The following is a 24,376-nucleotide window of genomic DNA, read 5'->3' on the forward strand; positions in this document are numbered from 1 at the left end:
CGTGCCGTGGTTCGGGCCGGGATGATTTTTTCGATGGCCTCACTACTATTGGCTACTTCGTGCACCACCGGTGAACCCCGGAGTCCAGTGATGCGAATGGTCTCGAGCGATTTCGGCACAGACGAATTCGATGGTGTTGCAGGGGATTCTCCTGACCCGGCTATGTGGGGATTCGATGTCGGGGGCGGCGGTTGGGGAAATCAGGAGAAGCAGATCTACACAGACAACGCCGAGAACGCGCGTTTGGATGGAAACGGTAACCTCGTGCTCGAGGCTCGTCGCATCCCGGGAGGATTCACGTCGGCGAGGATCGTGACGAGGGACAAGTTTTCGTTCACCGAGGGCACGATTTCTGCCCGGATAAAGTTCCCGATGGCGCAGGGAATCCATCCGGCATTTTGGTTACTAGGCGAGGATCTGGCAACGGTGGGCTATCCGGAGAGCGGCGAGATCGATGTAATGGAGTTGGTGCACAACGCCACCGAGTATCACAACGCAATACACGGTCCGTGGTCCGATCCTTCTGCACACACGGACGGCAAGTGGAAGATGTCGTCGGATGGTTATCTCGGCGGTGATGCCTCGACTACCTTCCATGTTTACGAGGTGACGAGAAGGTCTGACTCCATCTCGATCTTCATCGACGGTGTAATGGTGGGCGAGTACTTGCGCAGCGAGGCGCCGGACGGCTCGAAATGGGTTTTCGACAAGCCGTTCTATGTCGTGATGAACATAGCAGTGGGCGGGGAATGGCCCGGGCCAACGGATGCAACCACCCCGGATGTGTCGACCTTGACCGTCGACTGGATTCGATTCACGCCTTGAGAGTGATCAATGTCTAGTTACAAGGTTTCTGCAGTTGATCAGATGCGGGTTCGTGATCGTGCGCTCGTCATCGGCGGACCCGTTGGTGTCATCTCGCCGAGTGACCTGCGTAGTGCGCTGATCGAGATTGCTCGGATCGGCCCGCAGGCGAGGTTCGGATTGCGCGCGGATTCCTCTCGCCGTCGTTGGCTGTTCGATCCGGATGCCGTTGGCGCGGCAGTCGAAGAAGTTCCGCCCACCGACGCGGCTGACATTTCGAGATTTGCGACCACCGTATTCAATTCGGATTTGACTCACTCGTCGATTCGGATCGTTGTGTCGGGGGAGTATGTTGCATGTTTGGGTTCGCACGGCATCTCCGACGGGATCGGTGGTTCGCGATTGTGGGCCGCCCTTGTCAGCACCGCTCAATCAGGGCAACTACCCGCAGCTCTGCATTCGGCGGAGTCGAGATTTCCTTTGTCGCGCACAATTATTCGTGCGTTTGGAAGCGATCCTCGGCGGCTCGGAGCGGCCGTTCGATGGCATTCGCACGTGCGTGGAACAGAGATCGAGCCAGTTCCGGCGACTCGCCGAATGCTGTGGCGGCCCAATCCGGTCAGTCTTTCGCTCCCGATGGATCCGCACGTTGCGCATCGACTAGTTTGCTGGCGCGACGAGCACGCACCGTCGGCGTCGTTGCGCGCGATAACACTGTTTGTTTTTCTTGCTGCCTTGCGAAGTCATGGAGTGGAAACCGCATCCAATGCGCTCGTGTTGATGGACGCGCGCAGATATGCGCATCCGTCGACCGTGATCAACGGTAATTTTGCTGTGGGGCAATATGTTCCGGTGGCTGAATCCGTGACTCTGTCGGAGGTCAGTCGGGGTATCGCGGGGGCACTCGCCTCGGGTCACCCGTTGCTGACCCTTTCAGCGATCAGTGTGAAGGCGACTGTCGCTTCGGTTCTCGGGAGGTCTCACACCACGGTCGCCGAGGCGAGTGTGAGTATCAAGCCTCACGCCTTGGTTTCATACTCAGACATCGGTCGCGTTCCCCATTCGGATGAAATCAGATGGACAGGCGATCAGCTGTGTGTGGCGGCTACCGATCCATACGGAGCGGAAGGTATCGCGTTCCTCGGTGCAGAGATCGATGGGCAACGTCACCTCTCAGTCACCTTCCACGGCAACGTATTCGATACCGAAACGATCAGGAGGGTGCTTCGAACGGTCGCTTGCGATCCCATCGCACTGCTGGATGAATGTCGGTAACTCCGCGTATCAGTTCTCGTGGAACCAACGTACGTAGTCGATAGTCATCGTGGATGGCCAAGGTGTGGTGGAATCGGTTAAGCCTGGCCAGGTTCCACCAACGGCGATATTCAGTAAGGTGTATGCAGGAGCGTCGAACACCCATGCTTCCGCTCCGGATACCTGTGACCGATCGAGGTATAGCATTCGAACGCCGTCGATGTAGGTCTCGATTCGTCCGGGTCGCTTGAGTATCCCGTAGGTGTGGAATGCAGTGAAATCGGTGCCGGGTCGGGCGCCGCCGACACTGCGGTCCCAAACGCCGGTCACTCGGGTTCCGGATTTGGTAGGACCGTGCACGGCACTCGTGTATGTTTTCGCATCGTTGATGGTTTCGATTGCGTCGATTTCGCCACAGCCGGGCCAACCCGCGGTATATAGGTTCGTGCCGAGCGTCCAGAATGCCGGATGCATGCCCTTTCCTGCTGGCAGTTTTATTCGCGCCTCGACCAATCCGTAGGTGAAGTCGACCTTACCGAAAGTTCCAAGTCGTGCGGAAGTGATTGTGCTGCCTACTTTTTGGGCCTGAATGAGTAGATTTCCTTGCCCATCCAGTCTCGAGTTGGACCGTGAGTCGGTGTACACCTGCTTTTCGTTGTTCCCCCAACCTCCGCCGGTTTCGTAGCGCCAGATGGCTGGGTTGGGGGCTGAATTGGCAGGTCCGTTGAACTCGTCGTACGCATAGACACTGAAACGATCTGCTGCGCGTGCTGGCGATATAAGAGGGGGCAAGGTAATCGCCGCCGTCGCCAGAGTCGTTGAAAGAAGGGCAATTCGAAGAAGTGCTGAAGTTCTCATGCGCAGATCGTATGGGCGAGTTGTCACCTTTGAGACCATAGATTCCAGAATTGTTATCACTTCGATATATAAATTAACTCGAAGTTTGGTAGTAAGTGTGGTAGCGGACCGAATGATCGACTATTTGGGGTCGAACAGTGTTGCGCCCCAATAGTGTCCGTCGGCGAGACCTCCGGGGCAGGCGAAGACTGCAGAACCGACGTGCTGGATGTATTCGTTCAACGCATCGTGTCGTGAAAGGTTTTGCTGCATCGGAACAAACTGCTCGACTGGATTGCGGCAATATGCGACGAAGAACAGTCCCGCGTCCAGGTGGCCGAAGCCGTCGGAGCCGTCTGTGAAGTTGTATCCGCGGCGCAGGATCTGAATCCCACCGAGTTCCTCGGCCGAGGCCAGGCGCACGTGTGAATCCTCCGGGATGACGAAGTCGTGCCCCATTTTGGAATCGAGGTCGAGTTCGTCGAACTCGTCCTTGCCACCGAGCGGCGCTCCGCTGCGTTTGGATCGGCCGATGACGGCTTCCTGCTCCTTGAGAACTGCGCGATCCCACTGCTCGATCAGCATCCGAATGCGTCTGGCGACGAGGAACGATCCGCCTGCCATCCAGGCCTGATCGTCGTTGGGGTCGACCCAGACGTGCTGGGCGAGTGCGTCTGGATCCTCTGCCTTGATATTGGCGGTTCCGTCCTTGAACCCGAACAGATTTCGTGGTGTCGCCTGCGTGGTCGAAGTCGAGGACGTTCGTCCGAACCCGAGTTGTGACCACTTGACCGACGCGGTCCCGAAAGCGACTCGTGCGAGGTTGCGGATCGCATGCACGGCAACCTGGGGATCGTTGGCGCACGCCTGGATGGCGATGTCACCCCCGCTGCGATTCGCATCGAGGTTGTCAGCACGGAAGTGGGGGAGATCCAGTAGGGCAGCAGGTTTCTTGTCAGCGAGCCCGAAACGGTCGTCGAAAAGGGACGGTCCGAATCCGATGGTCAGGGTGAGTTGCGACGGCGCCAGATCGAGTGCCTCGCCGGTATCACTCGGTGGCGCGTACGGACCGTCGCCGGTCGCGCCGTCCTCGGTTGCTTCCTGACCCGCAGTCATTCGTTCGGCCATCGCCGTCCACGTCTGCAGCAACGAGATCAGTTCGTCACGTGATTGCGTCGTCACGTCGAAAGCGACGAAGTGCATGCGATCCTGGGCCGGCGTCGTGATGCCTGCCTGATGTTCACCGCGGAAGGCCACCACATCTGCGTGATTTGCGCCGGAATTGTCGTCGGCGGTTACCCGTCCGATGACGGCGCCGGCACCGGCCAAGACAGCGCCGGCACCCACGGCGCCGAACAGTCGGCGTCGTGAAACTGCATGCGGTGCTGCGTTTTCCGCGGCGGGTGTGCCTTCTGGTGAATCTGTCATCTACTGTCCCGCAACTACTTCCTGGACCTGGCTGACCTCGGCGGACAGGGCATCGATTTTACGCGAGAGTTCCTGACGCTGCGCCTCGGTAACGGTGTCGTAGTACACGAATCCGTCGCCGACGCGGAATTGTGCCAGCGCGGCGTCGAGGTCGGCGAATCGGTCGGCGATGCGCTGGGCGAGCTCGGGATTACGTTCCTGCAGAATCGGATTCAGTGCCGCGATCGCAGCTTGTGAGCCGTCGACGTTGGCCTGGAAATCCCACAGGTCGGTGTGCGAGAAGATGTCTTCCTCGCCGCTGATCTTGGAAGTCGAGATCTCGTCGAGCAGTCCTTGGGCATCGCCGGCGATCTTGGTGGGATCGATCGTGTAATCGTCTGCGTTCACCTGGTCGGCAAGGTACTGGATGTCTTCGAGTAGCTGATCTGCGACTGCGTTGGTGTCCGGCTGCAGCCCGGTGACCCACAGATCCTTCTCGAGTCGGTGGAATCCGGTCCAGACCTGACCGGGCTCGAGATCCGCTTCGCGAAGGTCCAGCTTGGGATCGAGTTCGCCGAAGCTCTCGGCCTCGGGCTCGATGCGCTCGTAGTAGGTACGTGCAATCGGGAAGAGTGCCTTTGCCTGATCGACGTTGCCGGACTGGACGGCGGCGACGAACTGCGCTGCGGTGTCCTGCAACGCGACGATCTGGCTGCGGATATACCGACGGTAACCGTCGGCGGCCTCGGCGAGCTGGCCGCTCTCGTCGGTAGCCGCCTGCGAATCACCGGTGACGACGAAGTCCTGACGAATTCCGGTTCCGACCATGCCCGGCTTGCACGCGAGCTGATACGTCGCGGCCTCGGGGAGGGAGACGATCAGCTGACGGGTCAGGCCGGGACCGATGTTCTCGACCTCGCCCATCGCTCGATCACCCTCGGCGAAGACGTAGAACTCGGTGACCTTGGAGCCGTTGTTCGTCACCTGGAAGGTCGACGTGCCGGTCGTCCCCGTCGTGGCGCTGACTTCGCACGAGTCGTCGGTGGCGGTGACGACGATGTCGCCGTCGCTCGCCGTCGTCTTCTCGGTGCATGCGGCGAGGGAGAAGGGAAGTACCGCGGCCGTGGCCAGTACGAGGGTGGATTTACGCATGTCGGCAATGCCTCTCAGGATTTTTCGGGAACATGTGTGTCGTGCGCAGGCGGGGCCGTCGGCTCGGACGGCTTCGACGGAAGCGGACGAAGGAAGAGCGCGAGAACGACGACGAGGTACACAACCCACGCGGTGGCTTGCAGGACAGTCGGATCCGGCCGGAAATTGAAGATTCCGGCAAGGACGGTGCCGTACCAGGTCGACGGGTCGTAGCCGGGCGTCAGGTTGAACGCGAGAGAGGATCCGCCCGGCAGGACGTTTCCGGTCTGTAGAGCACGAACACCGTACGAGAGGATTCCGGCGGCAACGACTATGAGGAAGATCGCCGTGTACCGGAAGAACGTCGTCAAGTTGAGGCGGAGGGCGCCGAAGTACATGGCCACGGTCAAGGCTGCGGCCAACAGAATTCCGAGGAGCAGTCCGACCAGCGGCCAGGAGCTGCCTGCGGTGTTCTCGGCGTATCCGACCATGAGCAACGCCGTCTCGACGCCTTCACGACCAACCGCGAAGAACGACAGCGACAAAATGGCGACGGGGCCGGCGATCAGCGCCTTTTCCATTCCGGCTTTCAGATCCCCGGAAATGTTCTTCGCTGCCGTGCGCATCCACAGGACCATGATCGTGACGATGACGACGGCGATCAGGGAGGCAACGCCTGCGATGATCTCCGCGGTCAAGCCGTTGACCGTCGACGTTCCGTAGTGAATCGCGAAGAAGATGATCGCCACCATCGCGACGGCGATCGCGACGCCGAGCCACACCCATTTGAGTGCGTCCTTGCGCTGAGCTTTCACAAGGTAGGCAGCGAGAATCATCACCACGATGCCTGCTTCGAGGCCTTCACGCAGACCGATCAGGCCACTGCCGAATAGCTGAGTGGCAACTGACGGTGTGCTCGCGGCAGCGAGTACCGACACGGGCACGGGCGACTCCTGACTGAGTGAGTGCAACAGCTTCTGACGAACGCATGAGGCTAGGCCAGCCTTAACTCAGAAGAAGATACTCCATCATCGACGGCGAACCATGCTCTCACCTGTACTTTTGCTGTTCTTTACCAATGGAATCGGGAGTAGTTCGCTCGCATGTGGATGATGGAAGGGTGTACCGAACCTCCGCTGCCCGCAGAAGTCCCCGGCGCCTCTCGCGAGCCGTCGCCGCAGTAGCTGTCGGAACAGCTTTGCTGGGCGCTGGCGCCGTGGCGTGTGGATCGAACGAACCGAAAGTGGCCATTCCCGAGGGCATACCCCCAGGTAGCGGCTCTCCGACGCCGCCGATCGACATCAATGCTCCCGGTCGCAGTGCCGATCAACTTGCCGATTGGGCGGCGGGATTGTCCGACGACATCGGGATCGGTACGACTGCGCTCGAGGCATACGGGTATGCCGCTGCGGTCATGACCGAGACGCTTCCCGGCTGCGGAATCGGATGGACAACTCTGGCCGGCATCGGCAGCGTCGAGAGCCGACACGGGACCTACGACGGTTCGTCTGTCGACGCGTTGGGCCAGGTGGCCCCGATCATTCGGGGAATCCCTCTCGACGGTGGCCCGGGAGTTGCCGAGATCCCCGACACCGACGGAGGTGCGATGGACGGCGATCCCATTCACGACCGTGCCATGGGGCCCATGCAGTTCATCCCTGAGACGTGGCTCAAATGGGGCGTCGACGCCAACGGCGACGGCCGGGTGGACCCGGACAACATCGACGACGCCGCCCTCACCGCTGCCCGCTACCTGTGCGCACGCGGGGGCGACCTCACTACCGCAGCCGGCTGGCAGCAGGCGCTGATGGCGTACAACCTCTCGGGCGACTATCTCGCGCTGGTCCGTGATCGTGCGTCGGCATATTCAGTCGGGGTTCGGCCGGACTGACGGTGATCGACCGCAGGTCGGGGCCATGACCGCGCGTCGATAAAGAAGCCTTCGGCCGGTGCGGTTAGGCTGTGTGCTGGCACTACAGAGGTGCTGGCACTGCAGAGGCCCAGCCGCGATCGTGGTCCTCTTTCGACCGGAGGGGTCGGAGCCCAAGTGTCAAGCACGCAGTGCGTGCCCCAATGCGAAGCCCATTCGAAGGAGAACCACACAGTGGCCAGTATTGAGCAGGTCGGAGCTCGCGAGATCCTTGATTCCCGTGGCAACCCCACGGTTGAGGTCGAGGTTCTGCTCGAAGACGGAAGTTTCGCCAGGGCTGCGGTGCCGTCCGGCGCTTCGACCGGTGAGCACGAAGCCGTCGAACTGCGCGACGGTGGCGCGCGCTACGGCGGCAAGGGCGTCGAGAAGGCCGTAGAGGCTGTGCTCGGCGAGATCGCTCCTGCCATCATCGGCATCGACGCGACCGAGCAGCGCACGGTCGACCAGGCGCTGCTCGACGCAGACGGCACCCCGGACAAGTCCCGCCTCGGCGCAAACGCTTTGCTCGGTGCCTCGCTTGCCGTCGCTCGCGCCGCTGCCGAGTCCTCGGGCCTGGAGCTGTTCCGTTACGTCGGTGGCCCCAACGCTCACGTACTCCCCGTCCCGATGATGAACATCCTCAACGGTGGCGCACACGCCGACACCGGTGTCGACGTCCAGGAATTCATGGTTGCTCCCATCGGCGCACCGAGCTTCAAGGAATCGCTGCGCTGGGGCACCGAGGTATACCACTCCCTGAAGTCGGTTCTCAAGGAGAAGGGCCTCTCCACCGGTCTCGGTGACGAAGGCGGATTCGCGCCGGACGTCGCGGGCACCAAGGAAGCACTCGACCTCATCACGATCGCCGTGAACAAGACCGGCCTCAAGCTGGGTACCGACGTCGCGCTCGCTCTCGACGTCGCCGCCACTGAGTTCTACACCGACGGCACCGGCTACAAGTTCGAGGGCAAGAACCGCACGGCGGCCGAGATGGCGGCGTTCTACGCCGACCTCATCGACGCATACCCGCTCGTGTCCATCGAGGATCCGCTCGACGAAGACGACTGGGACGGCTGGGTTACGCTCACCGATCAGATCGGCAACAAGATCCAGCTCGTCGGCGACGACCTTTTCGTCACCAACCCCGAGCGTCTCGAAGAAGGCATCGTCAAGGGCGCGGCCAACGCACTCCTGGTGAAGGTCAACCAGATCGGCACCCTGACCGAGACCCTCGACGCCGTCGATCTCGCTCACCGCAACGGCTACAAGACGATGATGAGCCACCGGTCCGGCGAGACCGAGGACACCACCATCGCCGACCTCGCAGTTGCCGTCGGCAGCGGCCAGATCAAGACCGGTGCTCCGGCCCGCAGCGAGCGCGTTGCCAAGTACAACCAGCTGCTGCGTATCGAGGAGAACCTCGGCGATGCAGCACGTTACGCCGGCGAGGTTGCGTTCCCGCGCTTCGCTTTCGAGGCCTGACGGAAATCTAAGATTCAGTAGTGTCTGCACAGCGCGGTAAGCCACGATCCCCCGGCGGAAGTCCGGGGGGTCGTGGTTCCCGTCGTGGAGACACACCGTCTCGTGCGCGTCGCGACAGCGCCCGACGCCCACGGGCGTCGGAACCTTCGGTAGATCCGGCAGCCGTTGATTCCGCTGTGACAGACCCCGCGCAGTCGGGTGCCTCGACAGAGAAGGCGTCGGCACGCGGGTCGAAGTCGGCTCGAGGGAAGAGCGGAACCAACAAGTTCTGGTCTCGGCTTCCCAAGTCGGACAACACCATTTTCGGGTTGTCCACCAGCCGGGCCGTGGTGCTCGCGATGGTTGTACTCATGTTGGCGCTGACACTGGCTGTGCCGCTGCGTACTTACATCAGCCAGCGATCGGACGCCGCGCAGGTGGCGGCCGAACGTCAGGTGCTCGAGGAAGAACTGCGAAAGCTGCAAGGGCAGAACGCACGCTTCGACGACCCTGCGTACATCGAAGCTCTTGCACGAGAACGCCTTCGGTACGTCAAACCGGGCGAGACCCCGTTTCAGGTTCAGCTTCCCGGTGACTACAAGGAGCCGGAGAAGAAGCAGGAAAAGGAAACACCGCTGACAGGTCCGTGGTATCGCGATCTGTGGCAAACGATTTCGGAACCGCCAGTGGTTCCCGAGACGACGACACCGGCCCCGATGCCGTTGGCGCCGATAGAGCCAGAAGAACAAGGAGTACCCACCGGGTGAGCAACACGTCCGAAAATTCCCCACAGGTTTCACAGGCGGACCTCGACGCCGTTGCCGCTCAATTGGGCCGTGAGCCACGCGGAGTGATCGAGATCGCGTACCGCAGCCCGGACGGTCAGCCGGGCGTCGTCAAGACTGCCCCCAAACTTCCGGACGGAACACCGTTCCCGACGTTGTACTACCTCACCGACCCGCGACTGACGGCCGAAGCGAGCCGTCAGGAATCCGCCGGCGTCATGCGTGAGATGACCGAACGTCTGACGCAGGATCCCGAACTTGCCGCGGCTTACCGCCAGGCGTACGAGTCGTACCTCGCCGAGCGTGACGCAATCGAATCTCTCGGAACCGACTTTGCAGGTGGTGGGATGCCGGATCGCGTCAAGTGCCTGCACGTGTTGATGGCGCATTCGCTTGCCAAGGGGCCCGGCGTGAACCCGCTCGGTGACGAGTCCGTGGCGTTGGCTGGTCACGGAAAGCTTCGCGGCACTGCAATTCCCGCGGACTGGCCTGGCATCGACGATGCCGACAACACCGACCAGTGACTCGCCGTGTTGCCGCAGTTGATTGCGGTACCAACTCCATTCGACTGCTGATCGCCGACGTCGGCGCCGACGGTCGTCTGGTGGATGTCCGACGTGAGATGCGCGTCGTCCGACTCGGTCAAGGCGTTGATGCAACAGGGACATTCGCGGCCGAAGCTATCGAACGCACCAGGGTCGCGCTGGTCGAGTACGCGTCGATGATCGCCGACGCCGGAGCAACCGCCGTTCGTATGGTCGCCACCTCGGCTACTCGCGACGCTGCGAATCGAGAAGACTTCTTCACGATGACGCGTGACGTGCTCGGTGCGGTGATTCCCGGATCCGGAGCCGAGGTGATCACCGGCGACGAAGAGGCACGTCTCTCGTTCAGCGGTGCTGTGGGAGAACTCGATCCATCCGAGGGGCCGTTCGTGGTGGTCGATCTCGGCGGCGGATCCACTGAAGTTGTCCTCGGTGATGCCTCTGGCGTCCAGGCTGCGTACTCCACCGACATCGGCTGTGTGCGCGTCACGGAGCGGTGCTTACCGTCGGATCCGCCTACGGCAGAGCAGGTTTCCGAGGCGACGGCTTTTGCGACCGCGAAATTGTCCGAGGCGTTCGAGGCCGTACCCGTCGAGAAGGCGCACACGTGGGTGGGTGTCGCTGGAACCATGACGACTCTGGCCGCAATCGCGCAGGATCTTCCGGAGTACGACGCCGAGAAGGTGCACCTGTCGAGGATTCCGTTCAAGCAACTGTTCGACGTGTGTGAGCGTCTCATTGCCATGCCGCGGGTTGATCGTGCTGCCTTCGGTCCGATGCATCCGGGGCGGGTGGACGTCATCGGCGGCGGAGCGATCATCACCACGGTGCTGGCTCAGACCTTCGAGGCCAAAGCCGGGATCACCGAACTGATTGTCAGCGAACACGACATCCTCGACGGCATCGCGATGTCGATAGCCCAGACCGACCCGATAGTCTGATCCCTGCCGCACCCGACCAGTCGGGTGCGTCAAGGCCCCCATAGCCCAATTGGCAGAGGCAACGGACTTAAAATCCGTCAAGTGTCGGTTCGAGTCCGACTGGGGGCACCAAGTAATCCGCCTGCACAACGAATCGAAAAACCCCGCTCGTCCTCATGCGGACGGGCGGGGTTTTTCGTGGAGCAACGACTGGTTGTCGGGGCTACTGAGCCCAGACGGTCGTCCCTGCAGGAGCATTCAGCGTGTTGACGAGATCGATACCGGCCACGACTGCCGCGCCGCCGCCGCCGAGGATCGTTCCGGCGACACCGCCGATGCCGGCTCCTGTCGCGAGACCACCCAAGCACAGTGCCGCAGCGACGGGGAGACCGACGATGGTCAAGCCCAGCGGAGCGCCGACAGCGCACCCGATTCCGGCGCCGACGATGGTGCCAAGCAGACTGCCAACCTGAGTGCCGAGACCGAGCTGGCTCTGGAAGTGTGCGATTGCTCGATCATTTTCCTCGGGCGAGGCGACGGGCGTCCATTCCTTTGCCGCAGGCGCACTCTCGGGCCGAGGGGTGGCCTTCGCCGAATCGGTGATCGGTGTCAGCGTGAGGGTCTTACCGTCTTCGCTGATCGCACGATCGAAGGGAAACTGCAGATCTCCGAGGTTGTATGCGAGAGGCAGGGAAACCAGGTCGGCTCCCTTGCTGTCCTGCAAGACAACGGACTTGCCGTCGCCGGAGACCTTGAACAGCCCGGCGTCGATGGTGGTGACGATCGACTTGTCGACGACCTTCGCTTCGTAGTTCACGTCGGTAGACGGATCAGCCGATGCGATCCCTGTTGATGCTCCGACTGCAGCGACCGCCAGAGCAGTCACAGCCGCTTTCTTGAAGAAACCCATAGTTCATACCCCGTGTTCGCCTGCGTGTACTCGCAGAAACTCGACAACTTCGGACATTGGTAAACCCCCGACAAAGCCTTCGTATTAAAGCAGACCGAAGTGACGGAAGGGATAGTTGCGCTCGGGCCGACCGGAAGCTGCCGGTGTAGTCGAATGTGCCGTTTGCAGTACCAGGTTATCGAACATGTGTGCGAAAATGTGGAGATGCGGTTGACCGAGCGATCCCCGGACCGCTGCCCGAATGGACATCGACTCACGGCGAATACGTGCCTTGTCGGCTGGGAGGTCTGCGGGTGTGCCTCGACGGAGAATGGCGGACACAGGACGCATTACTGCAGGCGATGTGGTGAAACTGTCCGGACGCCGGAGTGTGTCGGCGTGGATCCGCAGAAAAGTCGATGGAGTTGAAGGGGTGCCCTGCCTGCTTGGGTGGGGCAACCAGGCAGGGCAGTGGTTGGCCGTCCCTCTCAATACCGACCTACGGCAAACCATTGGCGTTGAAGGTACCCACACTTCGTGATGCGCGCCACTTACGTACCAGTACCTTCGTTAGCCGAGGTCAGCGGCGGCGACGATGGACGTCGCCGACGTCCCCGCGGGGACGTGGTTCATGGAGAAGTCGCGGTCCCGGTCAGGGTTGACGACGCTCGCCAGTAAGAGCATTGCGGCGACGAAAAGAATCCCCGCGGCGAGGTAGGCGATTCTCACGGGCAGGCGAGGGCGGCGATCTGAATTCGTGGACATTCACGTTCTCCATCAGTGCAGTGGTGAACGTTTAATTTAACAATCAACTAGTATGAGCGCGGCGAACAGTGACGCAAGATACGAAAAGACCCTCGATCTCGGGGGAAATCGAGGGCCTTTCCGGTCGAACGTCGGCGTCGCCAAGCACATAGCGTCACCGACCCACTATCGGTGTCGAGCGTGACCCCTCATGTCCGACCCCACTTCTCGACACTATCCAGTAATTTGCGACATTGGGGACGATTCGGACTTTGTCCATCGGATGGGGGACGCCCCGGCCGCGACACCTACTTTCGTCCGGCTGCCCATTTCATTCCCCAGTTGTATGCCCGATCGAGATCGGACTGACTACCGTTGATGTACCGCACCTCGCGGGTCACCGTCACGCCCTGACCTGAACTTTGGATGAGCGCGATCGCGCACAGTCGCTCCTGGTTACTGGCGGAGTCGAGTCGCACTTCCACCTCAGGTCCGTTGGTGGGATACAGGGTGACGACGCCGTCCACGGCCGCCCAGTTGGGGGCCCCGTCGTAGATCATCGCGAAGATGAGGATTCGCCGGAAAGCGCTGGGGTCACCAAGATTGACGTGCATGTTCTCGCCGCCGGTGTTCGCGCCACTGCGGTCGTCACCGTCGAGCGAAATGTACGGCGGGGAAGTCAGCGAGCCGAAACTGTTGCCCAAGGCCTGGACTACTCCTTTGGACCCGTCGGCGAGTTCGTAGAGGCATCCGAGATCCAGGTCGACCGCGCCGGAGCCTGCGCCGGCGAGCTTGGCGAGGAAACCGGTCTTCTTCGGTGGCGCTCCCTGTGACCAGTTGAGGTTCACGCGCATATTGCCTTGTCGTTCACCCGCCTTCGCGAGGTTGACCGTCGGCGCTGATTTGGTCAGCGTGATCTTGCTCAGGCTGACCGGTGCCTGCGACGGTGTGGACTCGCCGGAACGTCGGGTGTAGTCGATTGCCATCGTGATAGTCCTTGTCTGAACTCGAATGAGTCCGATCGTGTTACCCGTCGAGGAATCTCCACCGACGTGATCGGCGATCTCGAGCCATTGTCCCTCATATCCGAATTTCAACCCGAGGACACGCAACTCGCTGCGCCAACCACCGGGCAGACCAGCAGTTTGCTGATTACTGTGTCTATGGGCGGACCTCGCTCCGAAACAGGTCGGACGTACTGGTTGACACGACAGTGTCCATTTACGGGAGAATTGCTCAGTCGGACGTCCGACTCAATTTTCGAGTGGCAGAGGGAGGGTAGGTGATGTCGGTCCTCTCTCGTCTGCAACCGCACCCGAGAGAAAGACTGACACCTGCGCAACGCGATGACGTAACGCGTGAACAGATGGCCGTCACCTTCGGCGTGCTGCCATGGGCCGCAGCTGTCCACCTCGTCGTCACACTCGGGTTGGCGCTGTTTGTGATTCCACCGGATAGCGGGCTGTTGCCGCGCCTGTGGCCGATCCTTTCCGCGGTGATCGGGTTGGTGGGTATGTGCGTCGGACTCGCTATCCGCTTCGATCTGATCGCACCGACGTACCGGATGTCGTACGTGTTTCTCATCGTCGAATTCGCCGTCGTCGGGATCCTGTATTCCTCGCTTGCACTGGTCCTCTACCCGATTCTGGACGATTCCGGCGACCTGATCCTCACGGCAGCGACTGCATCCATCACCGGCGCAGGAGCCGTGGCTACCGCCATGTTGCGCATCGTCGGACTGACCTGGGTGCTGTCGAATCTCGTAATCTTGGGCGTGGCGTTCTGGCTCCAACCAGGACCCGAGTTCGAACGTATTCTCATCGGATTGATCGTGTACGGAGCGGCGCTGATCGGCGGAACGATAGTGGTTTCGGCAAATCTGGAATCGCGTTATCGAGCTGAGCTGAGCGCAGCGTCGGAACGATCGGTCGTGCAGATGCTTCTCGAAGACTTCGAAGGCAATGCCGGGGACTTCGTCTGGGAGACCGATCAGAAGGGGAAATTCAACCGAATTCCGACGCGGCTCGCGTCCGAAGCGGGGCTGGACTCCACCGAGTTGCAAGGAATTGCTTGGCAGGACCTGTTCATGGAGTTGGGCACTCTACGGATCCCTGGCGGAATCGACGCGCTCATGGAGTTGCAGCAAGCCCGTCACACGAAGTCCGCATTCGTAGATGTCCTCATTCCTGTCCGAGTTCACGCCGAAATTCGATGGTGGCAGGTGTCCGGGCGGCCGCGCCCTGGCCGCACACCCGACGAGTTCGTCTGGCGAGGAGTCGGTTCCGACGTCACCGAAGTGAAACTGCAGAGCGACGAAATCGTGCGGATGGGCCGGGTGGACGCACTGACGGGAATGCCGAACCGGCACAGTTTCTGGACTGAGCTCGAGCGATTGCTGCGCGAGCCGAACACAATTGAAGGTCGTCTCGCGCTGGCCATGCTCGACCTCGACAACTTCAAATCGGTGAACGACACACTGGGACACACCGTTGGCGACGCGGTTCTGCGCGAGGTCGCAGATCGCCTTTCCGAAGCCGGCGCCGCGTCACAGCTGTTCGCACGATTGGGCGGAGACGAGTTCGCGATTCTCTTCACCGATGTGGGTGACAGTTCGCACGTGCGAACTCTGCTCGGCCGCTACATCGAAGCACTCCATGAGCCGATTACAGTGGCAGGCACGCGGTTGGAGATCGGGTGCAGCATCGGGTACTACCGCCCCGAGGCTCTCCCGGCCTCCGCCGACGAGTTGATGGGCGCAGCGGACTTGGCGTTGTTCGCCGCGAAGGAATCAGGGCGTGGCGCTGTACGCGAATATCGAGATTCGATGAAGTCAGTGGCAGATCGGCGTGCCCGCCTTCTCGAGGATCTGGGGAACACCGTGTCCGACAAGGACCTCGAACTCGAGTTGCTTCCCCGGATCGACGTCGTCTCCCGCGAGATCGTAGCTGTGGAGGTTCGTGTGATCTGGCACAACGCCCGGCTCGGGGCTGTGACGTCCGCCGAATTCATGAGCGTCGCCGACGACACCGGTTTGGCGTATTCACTCGGGACAACGGTTTTCGAGCTGGCCTGCGCGGCGGCGTCGCACCTTCCCGATCATGTGCGGGTGGCCGTCGCCGTGTCGACGCGTCAGCTCGAATCGGATTTTTTTGTCGAAGCGATCGGTGACTCGCTTCGCCGATCGGACGCCAGTGCACATCAGCTCGAACTCCAACTCGACGAGTCCTCTGCCATTACCGACGAGTCTCGAGCAGCGTTGCACGCCATCGCGGAAATGGGGGTATCGCTGACGGTGGACGAGTTCGGCGCCGGATTCTCCTCCCTGGCATCATTGTCCGGCCTTCCGTTCACCCGAGTTCGGATCGAACGCTCCATCTCCAGTGCGGCGCCCAGCGGGCGGCCAATTCTCGAAGCTGTCGTGGATCTGGTCGACGCGCTGGGAATGGAGGTCGTCGTCTCGGGAGTGGACAGTGAGGAGCAGCTGAAGGTCGTCGCGACCGCGGGTGTGCGGACTGTGCAGGGGCACGTTGCCGGCGGAGTCATGTCTGTGCACGCCGTGACGCAGGCGGTAGCAGGCCGACGTGGATGACCCGGCGGTGGTACGTCGACGTCGGTTCGAGACCTCGGTGCGCCGACTCGGTCGACGCGGTTCTGACGAACACTTGTCAGACTACGATCGCCACCGCCTTCTCAACCGACGTCTGTGGTTCACGGCGCGAATACTGCCATGGGCGTTCTTGATTGCCGCTCTCGCATTGTCGACGATCGTGGTGCTTCTGCCGGCGGATACCGGGGTGTTTCGCTGGGTGTGGCCGAGTGTCGTGGCCGTGTCGAGCGTCGCGTTCAGCCTCTATTGGCTGTGGCGTTCGCAGTTCGGGGTTTCGGAGTCGCAGACCACTGAATTGGTGGTACTCACAATTCAGGTCATCGTGTGGGGAGGTTTGCTTGCGTGCCTAGCGCTGGTGCTGTTTCCTATCCTCGATCCCGGCAGCGAATTAGTGTTGATCTCGACACTGATGGGAGGCATCGCAGTCGGTGTTTTTCCGACGTTGATGTTCCGTGGATTTACCCTGATTTGGATCGGACTTGTCGGTCTCGGGTTGGCGGGGGGATTGTGGACCGAACCGGCCCCCTCGCGCTACGTGCTGATTGGGGTGCTGGCGATCTATCTCGTTTCGCTTTACAGCGGAACATTGCTATTGGCTAATCTTTTCGATAAACGGCTATACGCCGAGCTCGTGGCGGAGGACGAACGAGATCTCGTCGAGTTGCTGCTCAACGACCTCGAGGACGGCGCGCAGGATTGGCTTTGGGAGACCGATTCGCGCGGCGTCGCCAGTACCGTGTCGTATCGATTCGCCGAGCAGGTCGGTTTACCGGCAGCGCAGATCCGGGGCCGCACCATGCACGAGATTCTGATCGGGATCGGCGCATCCCGAACAGGCGCGGGCAGGGAGTCCCTAGCTCTCCTCGCTGCGAATTTCGAAGCGGGGACGGCATTTCGGGACCTCACACTGCAGGTCGTCGTACGGGGCGACACTCGCTGGTGGTCGATGTCAGGGCACCCCGGCAGCGGCGAGCGGTTGGACTACGGATGGCGCGGAATCGGATCCGATATCACTCACTCCTATCACCAGCGTCAGAACATCTTGCGACTGGCGGAGGTCGATTCGCTGACCGGGCTCAGAAATCGGTACAGCTTCAACGCTCAACTGTCGTCGCGGCTTCGGGACGGGCGCAGAGTGTGGTTGGCGATCTTGGATCTGGACAACTTCAAGTCGATCAACGACCGGTTGGGCCATCACGTCGGAGACGACGTGCTTCGTGATGTAGCGAGCAGACTGCGCAGCGTTCTGCGATCGAACGAGATCTGTGGACGACTGGGGGGTGACGAGTTTGCCATCGCCTTCGACGACATCGCCTTCGACGACATCGGGAATGCAGACGAGGTGCAGGAGCGATTCCAAACAATTCTCGACGCATTCGAACGACCATTTTCACTGGTCGGCAATCAGATTCGCATTCGCGCGAGCCTGGGCTACGGCTCTACGCCCGACGACGCCGACAGCCTCGAAGACCTGGTGATTGTTGCCGACCTCGCGCTGTACCACGCAAAGGAGAGCGGTCGGAACCAGATCCGCGCCTTCGATGCGAGTTTGCGCGATCGTGCGACCGGTAGGGCCAGGGCACTGCTGGATCTTCGTCGTGCGCTGATCGACGAAGAGTTCGAGTTGGTCTATCAACCGCAGGTTTCAGCCGCGACGGGAGTTGTCGTCGGGTTCGAGGCTCTGCTGCGGTGGAACCATCCGACTTCAGGTCTCGTCTCGCCGGGAGACTTCATTTCGGTCGCCGAGGAAACTGGCTTGATCGTGCCAATTGGTGCGGGCGTTTTGCGGGCTGCCTGCACGGCGGCGACAACGTGGCCGGAGGACATTCGGGTTGCCGTCAATGTCTCTCAGGTTCAACTGCGTTCGAGTCGATACGTCGAATCGGTACGCCGGACACTGAACGAGGTGAACCTCGATCCCAGCCGACTCGAGATCGAGGTGACCGAATCGCTGGTCATCGACGACGCGGACCGAGACGTATTGGTACAGCTGTCGGCGCTCGGAATCGCCATTGCGATGGACGACTTCGGCACAGGGTTCTCCTCGGTTGCCAGCTTGGCCCGCCTGCCACTCGATCGGTTGAAGATTGACCGGGCGTTCGTCGCACCACTGGACGCGGATCCCTCGAATTCGAGGTTCGCTGTCCTGCGAGCCGTCATCGCGATTGCCAAATCTCTCGGGCTCGACACCGTCGCCGAGGGTGTCGAGACGGAGCGGCAGCGCGCGATAGTGATCGAGTGTGGATGCGAAGTGATCCAGGGGTACCTGGAGGGAGTGCCGATACGGGCAGCCGAAATTCCGGACTACTTGAATCGGCGACTCGGCGGTTCCAGCAGGCGGGGTGCAGCGGCTACCACTGAGTGAGAACGTAGTGCCCGTTTTGCGAATCGATGTGTGACGGTACGCCGAAGTGATTCACATCGAACTGCAGAAGGGTGTCTTCGTGGAGGTCGGATCGGCGTACTCCCCAGGGCCGATGTTGGTGGGTAAGAAGGCAGTGGTCACAGGTGGCTCCCAGGGAATCGGAGCAGCGATAGCTCGGTCATTCGCATCGCATGGCGCGTCAGTTCTGGTTGTCGACGTGGCTCCGCTGAACGAGAGCGAATTCGACTCCGCTGCAGGTGGTTCGATCAACCATCTCGAGTACGACGTGCGGGCGCGGGAAGTCCCCGTCGCGTTGACCGAATTCGCGCCAGATGTCCTGGTGAACAATGTGGGGCATTTCCTGAATCCGCCGACAGCGTTCACCGGAACCGATCCGGGTTTCTGGTCCGAGGCGGGCAACATCAATTTCGATCACGTCGTGCGCCTGACCCATGCCCTGCTTCCCGGCATGATCGACCGCGGAACCGGTGGATCGATCGTGAACCTGACGACGGTGGAGGCGCATCGAGCGATCCCCGGCCACACCATGTACTCGGCATACAAAGCGGCGCTGACGCAGTTCACTCGGAGCCTGGGCGTCGAGATCGGTCGAACCGGAGTGCGCGTCAACGCCATTGCGCCGGATCTGATCGAGTCGGTACAGGTGCCGTATCGCAAGATCGTTTCTGCGGACGACTGGGACAAGTGGCCGGGGTGGGCGCCGTTGGGTGGACCAGGCCAGCCGGTCGACATTGCCGGTCCCGCACTGTTCCTGGCTTCCGACCTGTCGAGATACATCACCGGAACTGTCATCCACGTCGACGGCGGCTCGCACGCTGCCGGTGGTTGGTTCCCCACAGAAGAGGGCGGCTGGACCAACCGGCCCCGAAAGGCTTGACACATGACAACTTTCAGTCTGAACGTTCCCAATTTCGGCACCACTCTCGCGGAGGGCTCCTACGGCAAACTTGTCCAGGTCTGTCAGAGCGCGGAAGCCGCCGGCTTCGACCGGGTCCTCGTGACCGATCACGTGGTGATGGGCTCGGACAACTCGGCGTACACGTGGTCGGCGTTTCCCACCGAGCCTGACGCCAACTGGCTCGAACCGCTGACCGTGCTGGCTTTTGTTGCCGGACAGACACAAACGATTCGTCTGGGTACCGGAATCGTCATCGCCGCACTGCGCGGGGGAGCGGTACTGGCTAAAACTGCCGCGACACTCGACCTGCTCTCCGGCGGCCGCCTCGACCTGGGCGTCGGAACCGGTTGGCAGGAACGCGAATACGAAGCTGCCGGTATGGACTTCGGCAAACGAGGACCTCTGCTCGACGACGCTCTCGCCGTGTGCCGGGCCCTGTGGAGTTCGGCGCCCGCGAGCATCGACACTCCTCGACTGACATTCGACGACGTGTACTGCGCGCCCCGGCCGTCCGCAGGAATCCCGATCTGGGTGTCGGGTTCGCTCTCCAAAGCGGTCGTACGACGCGTCGCAACCTGGGGCGACGGGTGGATCCCGATCATGGGCGCCGTCGACGACGACCTACGTGTTGGGATCGACGTCATCGGCAAGGCAATGGCAGATCTCGGACGCGATCCGGCGGAACTGCAGATTCGGGGGCGATTGACCGTCGTTCGCGGGTCTGACGGCTCGATCGACCTCCCGGCAACGATGCTCGGCGCCGAACAGCTGCTCGAATCCGGAGCTACCGATGTGCTGGTCGCGCTGGCAGCGGTTGATCCCGACCCGGATGCGGCGATGGAGGAGTTCGGCGAACTGGTGGCGGCCTTCGCAAAGGTGACCCGCTGACCATCGCGTCGAGACGGTAGTTCTATCGTGCGAAGTGTTGTAGTGCAGCCTGATCGAGGAGAGAACACATGACCGAGAGCATCGTCGTGGATACGAGCCTGGAAGCCTTGCTCGATGCCCGGATCAGCTGCCGCGCCTACCAGGACCGCCAGGTGCCGCGTGAGGTGATCGAGGAGATCCTTCGGTTGGCGCAGAAGACGCCGTCGTGGTGCAACACGCAACCGTGGCAGGTTGCGATCACGGAAGGGGAGGGCACCGAACGATTCCGCGCCGGCCTCGGTGAGTACGTGATCGCCAACGCCCAGGAGTCGGACTTCGAGTTCCCACGCCAATACCAGGGCATCTACAAGTCGCGTCGGTTCGACTGCGCGATGGCGCTCTATTCGAGCGTCGGAATCGAGCACGGTGACCGCGCCGGGTCCGCGGCGCAGACGATGAAGAATTTCGAGCTCTTCGGCGCTCCCCACGTCGCGATCATCACCACCGACGAGGCATTGGGCACCTATGGAGCCGTCGACTGCGGGTTGTACGTGAACAGCTTCTTGCTCGCGGCCCAGAGTCTGGGTGTGGCCACCATTCCGCAGGCGGCACTCGCAGGCAGTTCCAAGTTCATTCACGAACACTTCGGCATCGACGACACCCGCAAGGTCGTCTGCGCTATCTCGTTCGGATACGCCGACACCGACCACCCGGTGAACGGATTCCGCACCGAACGCGAAACCGTCGACAACGTCGTGCAGTGGATGTCGAACTGATCACCTGCTGGTCGGGGGATTGAGTGTTGCGTAGTTCCACCTGAAAGACTGGTGGCATGTCCGACACACCCGAACTGTTCGATCGTCTGCGCCGATTCCCCGATGTCGAGGCACCCAATCTCTTTGCCGTCGACGCGGCCGATCGCCTGATCCTCGACGAGGCCGCCGAGGCTCTGGCCGCCGCGCCGGCGGACTCCGTCGTCGTGATCGGCGATCACTACGGTGCGCTGACCGCCGGTGTTGCGCTCGTTCACGGAATTGCCGGCGTGCGGGTTCATCAGGATCCGCTCACCGGAGAACTGGCACTCGCGAACAATGCGCGCGAACTAGGTTTCAGTGACGCCTTCACCTCCCACAGACTGGACGAGGAGTTGCTCAGCGGCGCCCGCGTCGTGCTCATGCAATTGCCGCGTAGTCTCGCCGAACTCGCCGAGATCGCTCAACTGATCGCACTCCATGCCGACCCGGCAGTACGGGTCTTCGCCGGTGGGCGTGACAAGCACATCACCCCGGCGATGAACAAGGTTCTCGGCGAATCGTTTTCCGACGTCAGCGCCTCACGTGGGCGTCAGAAGTCGCGCGTACTCAAGGCGTCGGAACCCAAGGCCGATGTTGCGATCACGTTCCCGTTGACCGAACGCCTCGACGAGTTCGATCTCGACGTCGTTGCTCACGGCGCAGTGTTCGCCGGTGCGAGCCTGGACATCGGCACCCGGTTGCTCCTGGAGAATCTCGGCAAGATAGCGGTCGACCCGTTGAGCGATGTGGTCGATCTGGGTTGTGGCAGCGGCATTCTCGCGACGGCGATCGCACGCAAGTTCCCGGACGTGCACGTGATCGCGACGGATCAGTCCTCGGCAGCCGTCGCTTCGGCACTGGCGACCGCGTCCGCGAACGGTGTCGGCGATCGGGTGAGCGGTCTGCGCGACGACGCGATGAGCTCGCTGCCCGACGCGAGCTCGGATCTGGTTCTGTTGAACCCGCCGTTCCACGTCGGCGCGGCGGTTCACACCGGCGGAGCGCTCAAGATGTTCGAAGCCGCCGGTCGCGTCCTGCGCCCCGGCGGGGAGCTGTGGACTGTCCACAATGCGCATCTGGGTTATCGCGAACCGTTGAAAGCCGCGGTGGGTCCCAGTGAAGCGATGGCGAAGAACGCGAAGTTCATCGTGATGAAGTCGATCAAACCGTCCTAGTATCGAAAAGGGACGAGTGTCGAAGAGTGTTGACCTTCCGGAAACGCGCCGGGAACTACAACGGATGCTTCGACGTTGTAAATTACGAGTGCTTTACTTTTAGTTAGGTACACGGACCGTGTCGGAAACTCGGATCCGTCCGGCGAACCCGCGACGCACCCGTCGTAGGCCACCACGATGAAGGGATGATCACGGTGCGCACCACCAGCAACCCGGTGTTCCGCAATCTGCCCAAGCAAGAGGGCAACGGATACGCCTCGTTCGGATCTGCGACGGCGGGCGCCTCGCAGGCAACCCAGCAGTTCGGTCAGCCGCAGTACGCTCCGGCTGAGCCGTACCAGACCGGTCCCACCTCGCGGGCCATGACGATCGACGACGTCGTCACCAAGACGGGCATCACGCTCGGTGTGCTGACCATCTCGGCATTGGTGTCGTACTTCCTGGTCAACAACAACGCCGACCTCGCAGCCCCGCTGGTCATCGGCGGCGGTCTCGTCGGCCTCGTTCTGGTTCTGGTCGCCACGTTCGGCCGCAAGATGGACAACCCGGCAATCGTGTTGGCGTACGCCGTCGCCGAGGGTCTGTTCCTCGGTGCGCTGTCGTTCATGTTCACCGATATTCAATTCGGTGGCGTCGGCGGATCTGCACTGATCGCGCAAGCAGTCCTCGGAACGTTCGGCGTGTTCTTCGGCATGCTGGTCGTCTACAAGACCGGTGCGATCCGGGTGACACCGCGTCTGACGCGAATGATCATCGGCGCATTGATCGGCGTTGTCGTTCTGGCGCTCGGTAACCTCGTCGCGAGCTTCTTCGTCGACGGCGGACTGGGGCTGCGTGACGGCGGTACGCTCGCCATCATCTTCAGCCTCGTCTGCATCGGCATCGCAGCCTTCAGTTTCCTGCTCGACTTCGACGCAGCTGATCAGCTGATCCGTGCACAGGCGCCGGAGAAAGCAGCCTGGGGCGTCGCATTCGGCCTCACCGTCACCTTGGTCTGGCTGTACGTCGAGATCCTGCGTCTGCTGAGCTACTTCAACAACGACTAGTTCTCGAGTCGTTTCGTAACACAAAAGAAGGGTCCCGCGAGGGCCCTTCTTTTGTCGTCTGCGCGCGGTTACGGTGCTTTGATACCTAGCAACTGCTTGGTTTTCAAAGAAGGGTGCGCGAATGTCGACAAACACCACTGAACCCGTCCTGGTCGCGGATGCCGGAGCAGTGCGAACGCTGACCTTCAACAATCCGAGCCGCCTGAACGCTTTCAATGCGGCCGGCTTTCGAGCGTTGACCAAGGCGCTCGACGACGCGGCGTCGGACGATTCCGTGGCCGTGGTGATCGTCGAGGGTGCGGGCAAGGCATTTTCCAGTGGTGTCGACCTACGCGCACTGGCCGAACCCGGCACGGACAATGCCGACTTCGGCAACGCATTCGCGCCGCTGATCGTTGCGCTGGTGGAGTTTCCGAAGCCTTTGATCGCCGCGGTGCACGGCGCCGCCGTCGGCATCGGCCTGACCATGCTGCTCTACTGCGACGTCGTCTACGTTGCCGAGAACGCACGCATGCGGGCACCGTTCACCTCGCTGGGCACGGCGCCCGAAGCTGCCAGTAGTTGGTTGCTGCCCAAGGTGATCGGAACACAGCGCGCCGGCGAGCTGATCCTGTCGGCCCGGTGGCTCAGCGGCATCGAGGCGGCTGACTACGGCTTGGCGACCGCAGCTGTAGCTGCCGACGAGGTACATGCGCGTGCCCGTGAGAGCGCCGAGCAGATTGCCGCCAACGTCGGACCGGCAGTCCTTGCCGCCAAACGACTGCTCCGTCACGGATGGGCGGACGAAGCTCGCGCTGCCGTGCAGCGTGAGGACGACGCTGCGCGAGAGTTGATTCGCGAGTTGGGGAGTTTTGCTCAGAAGTTCACGACTACCTGAAACACGACCACACGAAAGCGGCCGCCCGGCAGAAGCCGGG

General features: G+C 61.7%; 22 protein-coding genes and 1 tRNA gene. 16 read left to right on the top strand and 7 right to left on the bottom strand.

Going from position 1 to position 24,376, the window contains the following annotated elements:
• The first annotated feature begins 96 nt into the window (after positions 1 to 96).
• Positions 97 to 825: a glycoside hydrolase family 16 protein gene (locus ACFQ6H_RS10545; protein ID WP_378539501.1), complete on the top strand. Its 729-nt coding sequence runs from the start codon at positions 97 to 99 to the stop codon at positions 823 to 825.
• 9 nt (positions 826 to 834) lie between these two features.
• Positions 835 to 2,079: a hypothetical protein gene (locus tag ACFQ6H_RS10550; protein ID WP_378645959.1), complete on the top strand. Its 1,245-nt coding sequence runs from the start codon at positions 835 to 837 to the stop codon at positions 2,077 to 2,079.
• Between the two features lie 9 nt (positions 2,080 to 2,088).
• Here ACFQ6H_RS10550 and ACFQ6H_RS10555 read toward each other — a convergent pair whose 3' ends face one another.
• From ACFQ6H_RS10555 to efeU, 4 genes are all read right to left on the bottom strand, one after another.
• Positions 2,089 to 2,916, bottom strand: coding sequence for a glycoside hydrolase family 16 protein (locus ACFQ6H_RS10555; RefSeq protein WP_378539503.1), 828 nt, complete (start codon positions 2,914 to 2,916; stop codon positions 2,089 to 2,091).
• Between the two features lie 120 nt (positions 2,917 to 3,036).
• Positions 3,037 to 4,323, bottom strand: coding sequence for an iron uptake transporter deferrochelatase/peroxidase subunit (efeB, locus tag ACFQ6H_RS10560; RefSeq protein ID WP_378539504.1), 1,287 nt, complete (start codon positions 4,321 to 4,323; stop codon positions 3,037 to 3,039).
• On the bottom strand, positions 4,324 to 5,454 hold the full coding sequence (efeO, locus tag ACFQ6H_RS10565; RefSeq protein WP_378539505.1) for an iron uptake system protein EfeO: 1,131 nt from the start codon (positions 5,452 to 5,454) through the stop codon (positions 4,324 to 4,326).
• Positions 5,455 to 5,468: 14 nt separating this feature from the next.
• The gene (gene efeU, locus ACFQ6H_RS10570; RefSeq protein ID WP_378539567.1) at positions 5,469 to 6,371 is read right to left on the bottom strand and encodes an iron uptake transporter permease EfeU; all 903 of its coding nucleotides are present in this window, start codon (positions 6,369 to 6,371) and stop codon (positions 5,469 to 5,471) included.
• A gap of 140 nt (positions 6,372 to 6,511) precedes the next feature.
• Here efeU and ACFQ6H_RS10575 point away from each other — a divergent pair, with 140 nt between their 5' ends.
• The 6 genes from ACFQ6H_RS10575 (at position 6,512) to ACFQ6H_RS10600 (ending at position 11,185) form a co-directional block, all read left to right on the top strand.
• Positions 6,512 to 7,324 carry a lytic transglycosylase domain-containing protein gene (locus ACFQ6H_RS10575; protein ID WP_378539506.1) on the top strand — a complete coding sequence of 271 codons (813 nt, stop codon included), beginning with the start codon at positions 6,512 to 6,514 and terminating at the stop codon, positions 7,322 to 7,324.
• A gap of 213 nt (positions 7,325 to 7,537) precedes the next feature.
• A complete protein-coding gene (gene eno / locus ACFQ6H_RS10580; RefSeq protein ID WP_378645961.1) occupies positions 7,538 to 8,824 on the top strand; it encodes a phosphopyruvate hydratase in 1,287 nt (428 codons plus the stop codon).
• 176 nt (positions 8,825 to 9,000) lie between these two features.
• A complete protein-coding gene (locus tag ACFQ6H_RS10585; RefSeq protein ID WP_378543793.1) occupies positions 9,001 to 9,570 on the top strand; it encodes a septum formation initiator family protein in 570 nt (189 codons plus the stop codon).
• Positions 9,567 to 10,112 carry a DUF501 domain-containing protein gene (locus ACFQ6H_RS10590; protein WP_378539508.1) on the top strand — a complete coding sequence of 182 codons (546 nt, stop codon included), beginning with the start codon at positions 9,567 to 9,569 and terminating at the stop codon, positions 10,110 to 10,112. The genes ACFQ6H_RS10585 and ACFQ6H_RS10590 overlap by 4 nt, the downstream gene beginning before the upstream one ends.
• Positions 10,109 to 11,074, top strand: coding sequence for an exopolyphosphatase (locus ACFQ6H_RS10595; protein WP_378539509.1), 966 nt, complete (start codon positions 10,109 to 10,111; stop codon positions 11,072 to 11,074). Before ACFQ6H_RS10590 ends, ACFQ6H_RS10595 begins: the two co-directional genes overlap by 4 nt.
• Before the next feature lie 34 nt (positions 11,075 to 11,108).
• Positions 11,109 to 11,185: transfer RNA gene (locus ACFQ6H_RS10600), tRNA-Leu, on the top strand.
• Between the two features lie 91 nt (positions 11,186 to 11,276).
• Here ACFQ6H_RS10600 and ACFQ6H_RS10605 read toward each other — a convergent pair.
• The 3 genes from ACFQ6H_RS10605 to ACFQ6H_RS10615 form a co-directional block, all read right to left on the bottom strand.
• The gene (locus ACFQ6H_RS10605) at positions 11,277 to 11,963 is read right to left on the bottom strand and encodes an ammonium transporter (protein WP_214885212.1); all 687 of its coding nucleotides are present in this window, start codon (positions 11,961 to 11,963) and stop codon (positions 11,277 to 11,279) included.
• Between the two features lie 549 nt (positions 11,964 to 12,512).
• Positions 12,513 to 12,707: a hypothetical protein gene (locus ACFQ6H_RS10610; RefSeq protein ID WP_378645963.1), complete on the bottom strand. Its 195-nt coding sequence runs from the start codon at positions 12,705 to 12,707 to the stop codon at positions 12,513 to 12,515.
• 287 nt (positions 12,708 to 12,994) lie between these two features.
• The gene (locus ACFQ6H_RS10615; protein ID WP_378632353.1) at positions 12,995 to 13,672 is read right to left on the bottom strand and encodes a tellurium resistance protein; all 678 of its coding nucleotides are present in this window, start codon (positions 13,670 to 13,672) and stop codon (positions 12,995 to 12,997) included.
• Between the two features lie 380 nt (positions 13,673 to 14,052).
• Here ACFQ6H_RS10615 and ACFQ6H_RS10620 point away from each other — a divergent pair, with 380 nt between their 5' ends.
• The 8 genes from ACFQ6H_RS10620 to ACFQ6H_RS10655 all read left to right on the top strand — a co-directional run bounded on the left by ACFQ6H_RS10620 (position 14,053) and on the right by ACFQ6H_RS10655 (position 24,336).
• Positions 14,053 to 16,275, top strand: coding sequence for a putative bifunctional diguanylate cyclase/phosphodiesterase (locus ACFQ6H_RS10620; RefSeq protein ID WP_378645965.1), 2,223 nt, complete (start codon positions 14,053 to 14,055; stop codon positions 16,273 to 16,275).
• A 73-nt stretch (positions 16,276 to 16,348) separates the two neighbouring features.
• The gene (locus ACFQ6H_RS10625) at positions 16,349 to 18,658 is read left to right on the top strand and encodes a putative bifunctional diguanylate cyclase/phosphodiesterase (protein ID WP_378645967.1); all 2,310 of its coding nucleotides are present in this window, start codon (positions 16,349 to 16,351) and stop codon (positions 18,656 to 18,658) included.
• A 46-nt stretch (positions 18,659 to 18,704) separates the two neighbouring features.
• Entirely contained in the window at positions 18,705 to 19,556 is an 852-nt protein-coding gene (locus ACFQ6H_RS10630; protein ID WP_378539514.1) for an SDR family NAD(P)-dependent oxidoreductase, read from the top strand.
• A 3-nt stretch (positions 19,557 to 19,559) separates the two neighbouring features.
• A complete protein-coding gene (locus tag ACFQ6H_RS10635) occupies positions 19,560 to 20,465 on the top strand; it encodes a TIGR03619 family F420-dependent LLM class oxidoreductase (RefSeq protein WP_378645969.1) in 906 nt (301 codons plus the stop codon).
• A 68-nt stretch (positions 20,466 to 20,533) separates the two neighbouring features.
• The gene (locus tag ACFQ6H_RS10640; RefSeq protein ID WP_378543814.1) at positions 20,534 to 21,220 is read left to right on the top strand and encodes a nitroreductase; all 687 of its coding nucleotides are present in this window, start codon (positions 20,534 to 20,536) and stop codon (positions 21,218 to 21,220) included.
• 56 nt (positions 21,221 to 21,276) lie between these two features.
• Complete coding sequence (locus ACFQ6H_RS10645) at positions 21,277 to 22,413, top strand: class I SAM-dependent methyltransferase (RefSeq protein ID WP_378645971.1); 1,137 nt, start codon at positions 21,277 to 21,279, stop codon at positions 22,411 to 22,413.
• A 194-nt stretch (positions 22,414 to 22,607) separates the two neighbouring features.
• Positions 22,608 to 23,459: a Bax inhibitor-1/YccA family protein gene (locus tag ACFQ6H_RS10650; protein WP_007728810.1), complete on the top strand. Its 852-nt coding sequence runs from the start codon at positions 22,608 to 22,610 to the stop codon at positions 23,457 to 23,459.
• A gap of 121 nt (positions 23,460 to 23,580) precedes the next feature.
• On the top strand, positions 23,581 to 24,336 hold the full coding sequence (locus tag ACFQ6H_RS10655; RefSeq protein WP_378645973.1) for an enoyl-CoA hydratase/isomerase family protein: 756 nt from the start codon (positions 23,581 to 23,583) through the stop codon (positions 24,334 to 24,336).
• The last annotated feature ends 40 nt before the right edge of the window (positions 24,337 to 24,376 follow it).

The sequence above is a fragment of the Rhodococcus sp. NPDC056506 genome, assembly GCF_042794945.1.
Taxonomy (GTDB): Bacteria; Actinomycetota; Actinomycetes; order Mycobacteriales; family Mycobacteriaceae; genus Rhodococcus_F.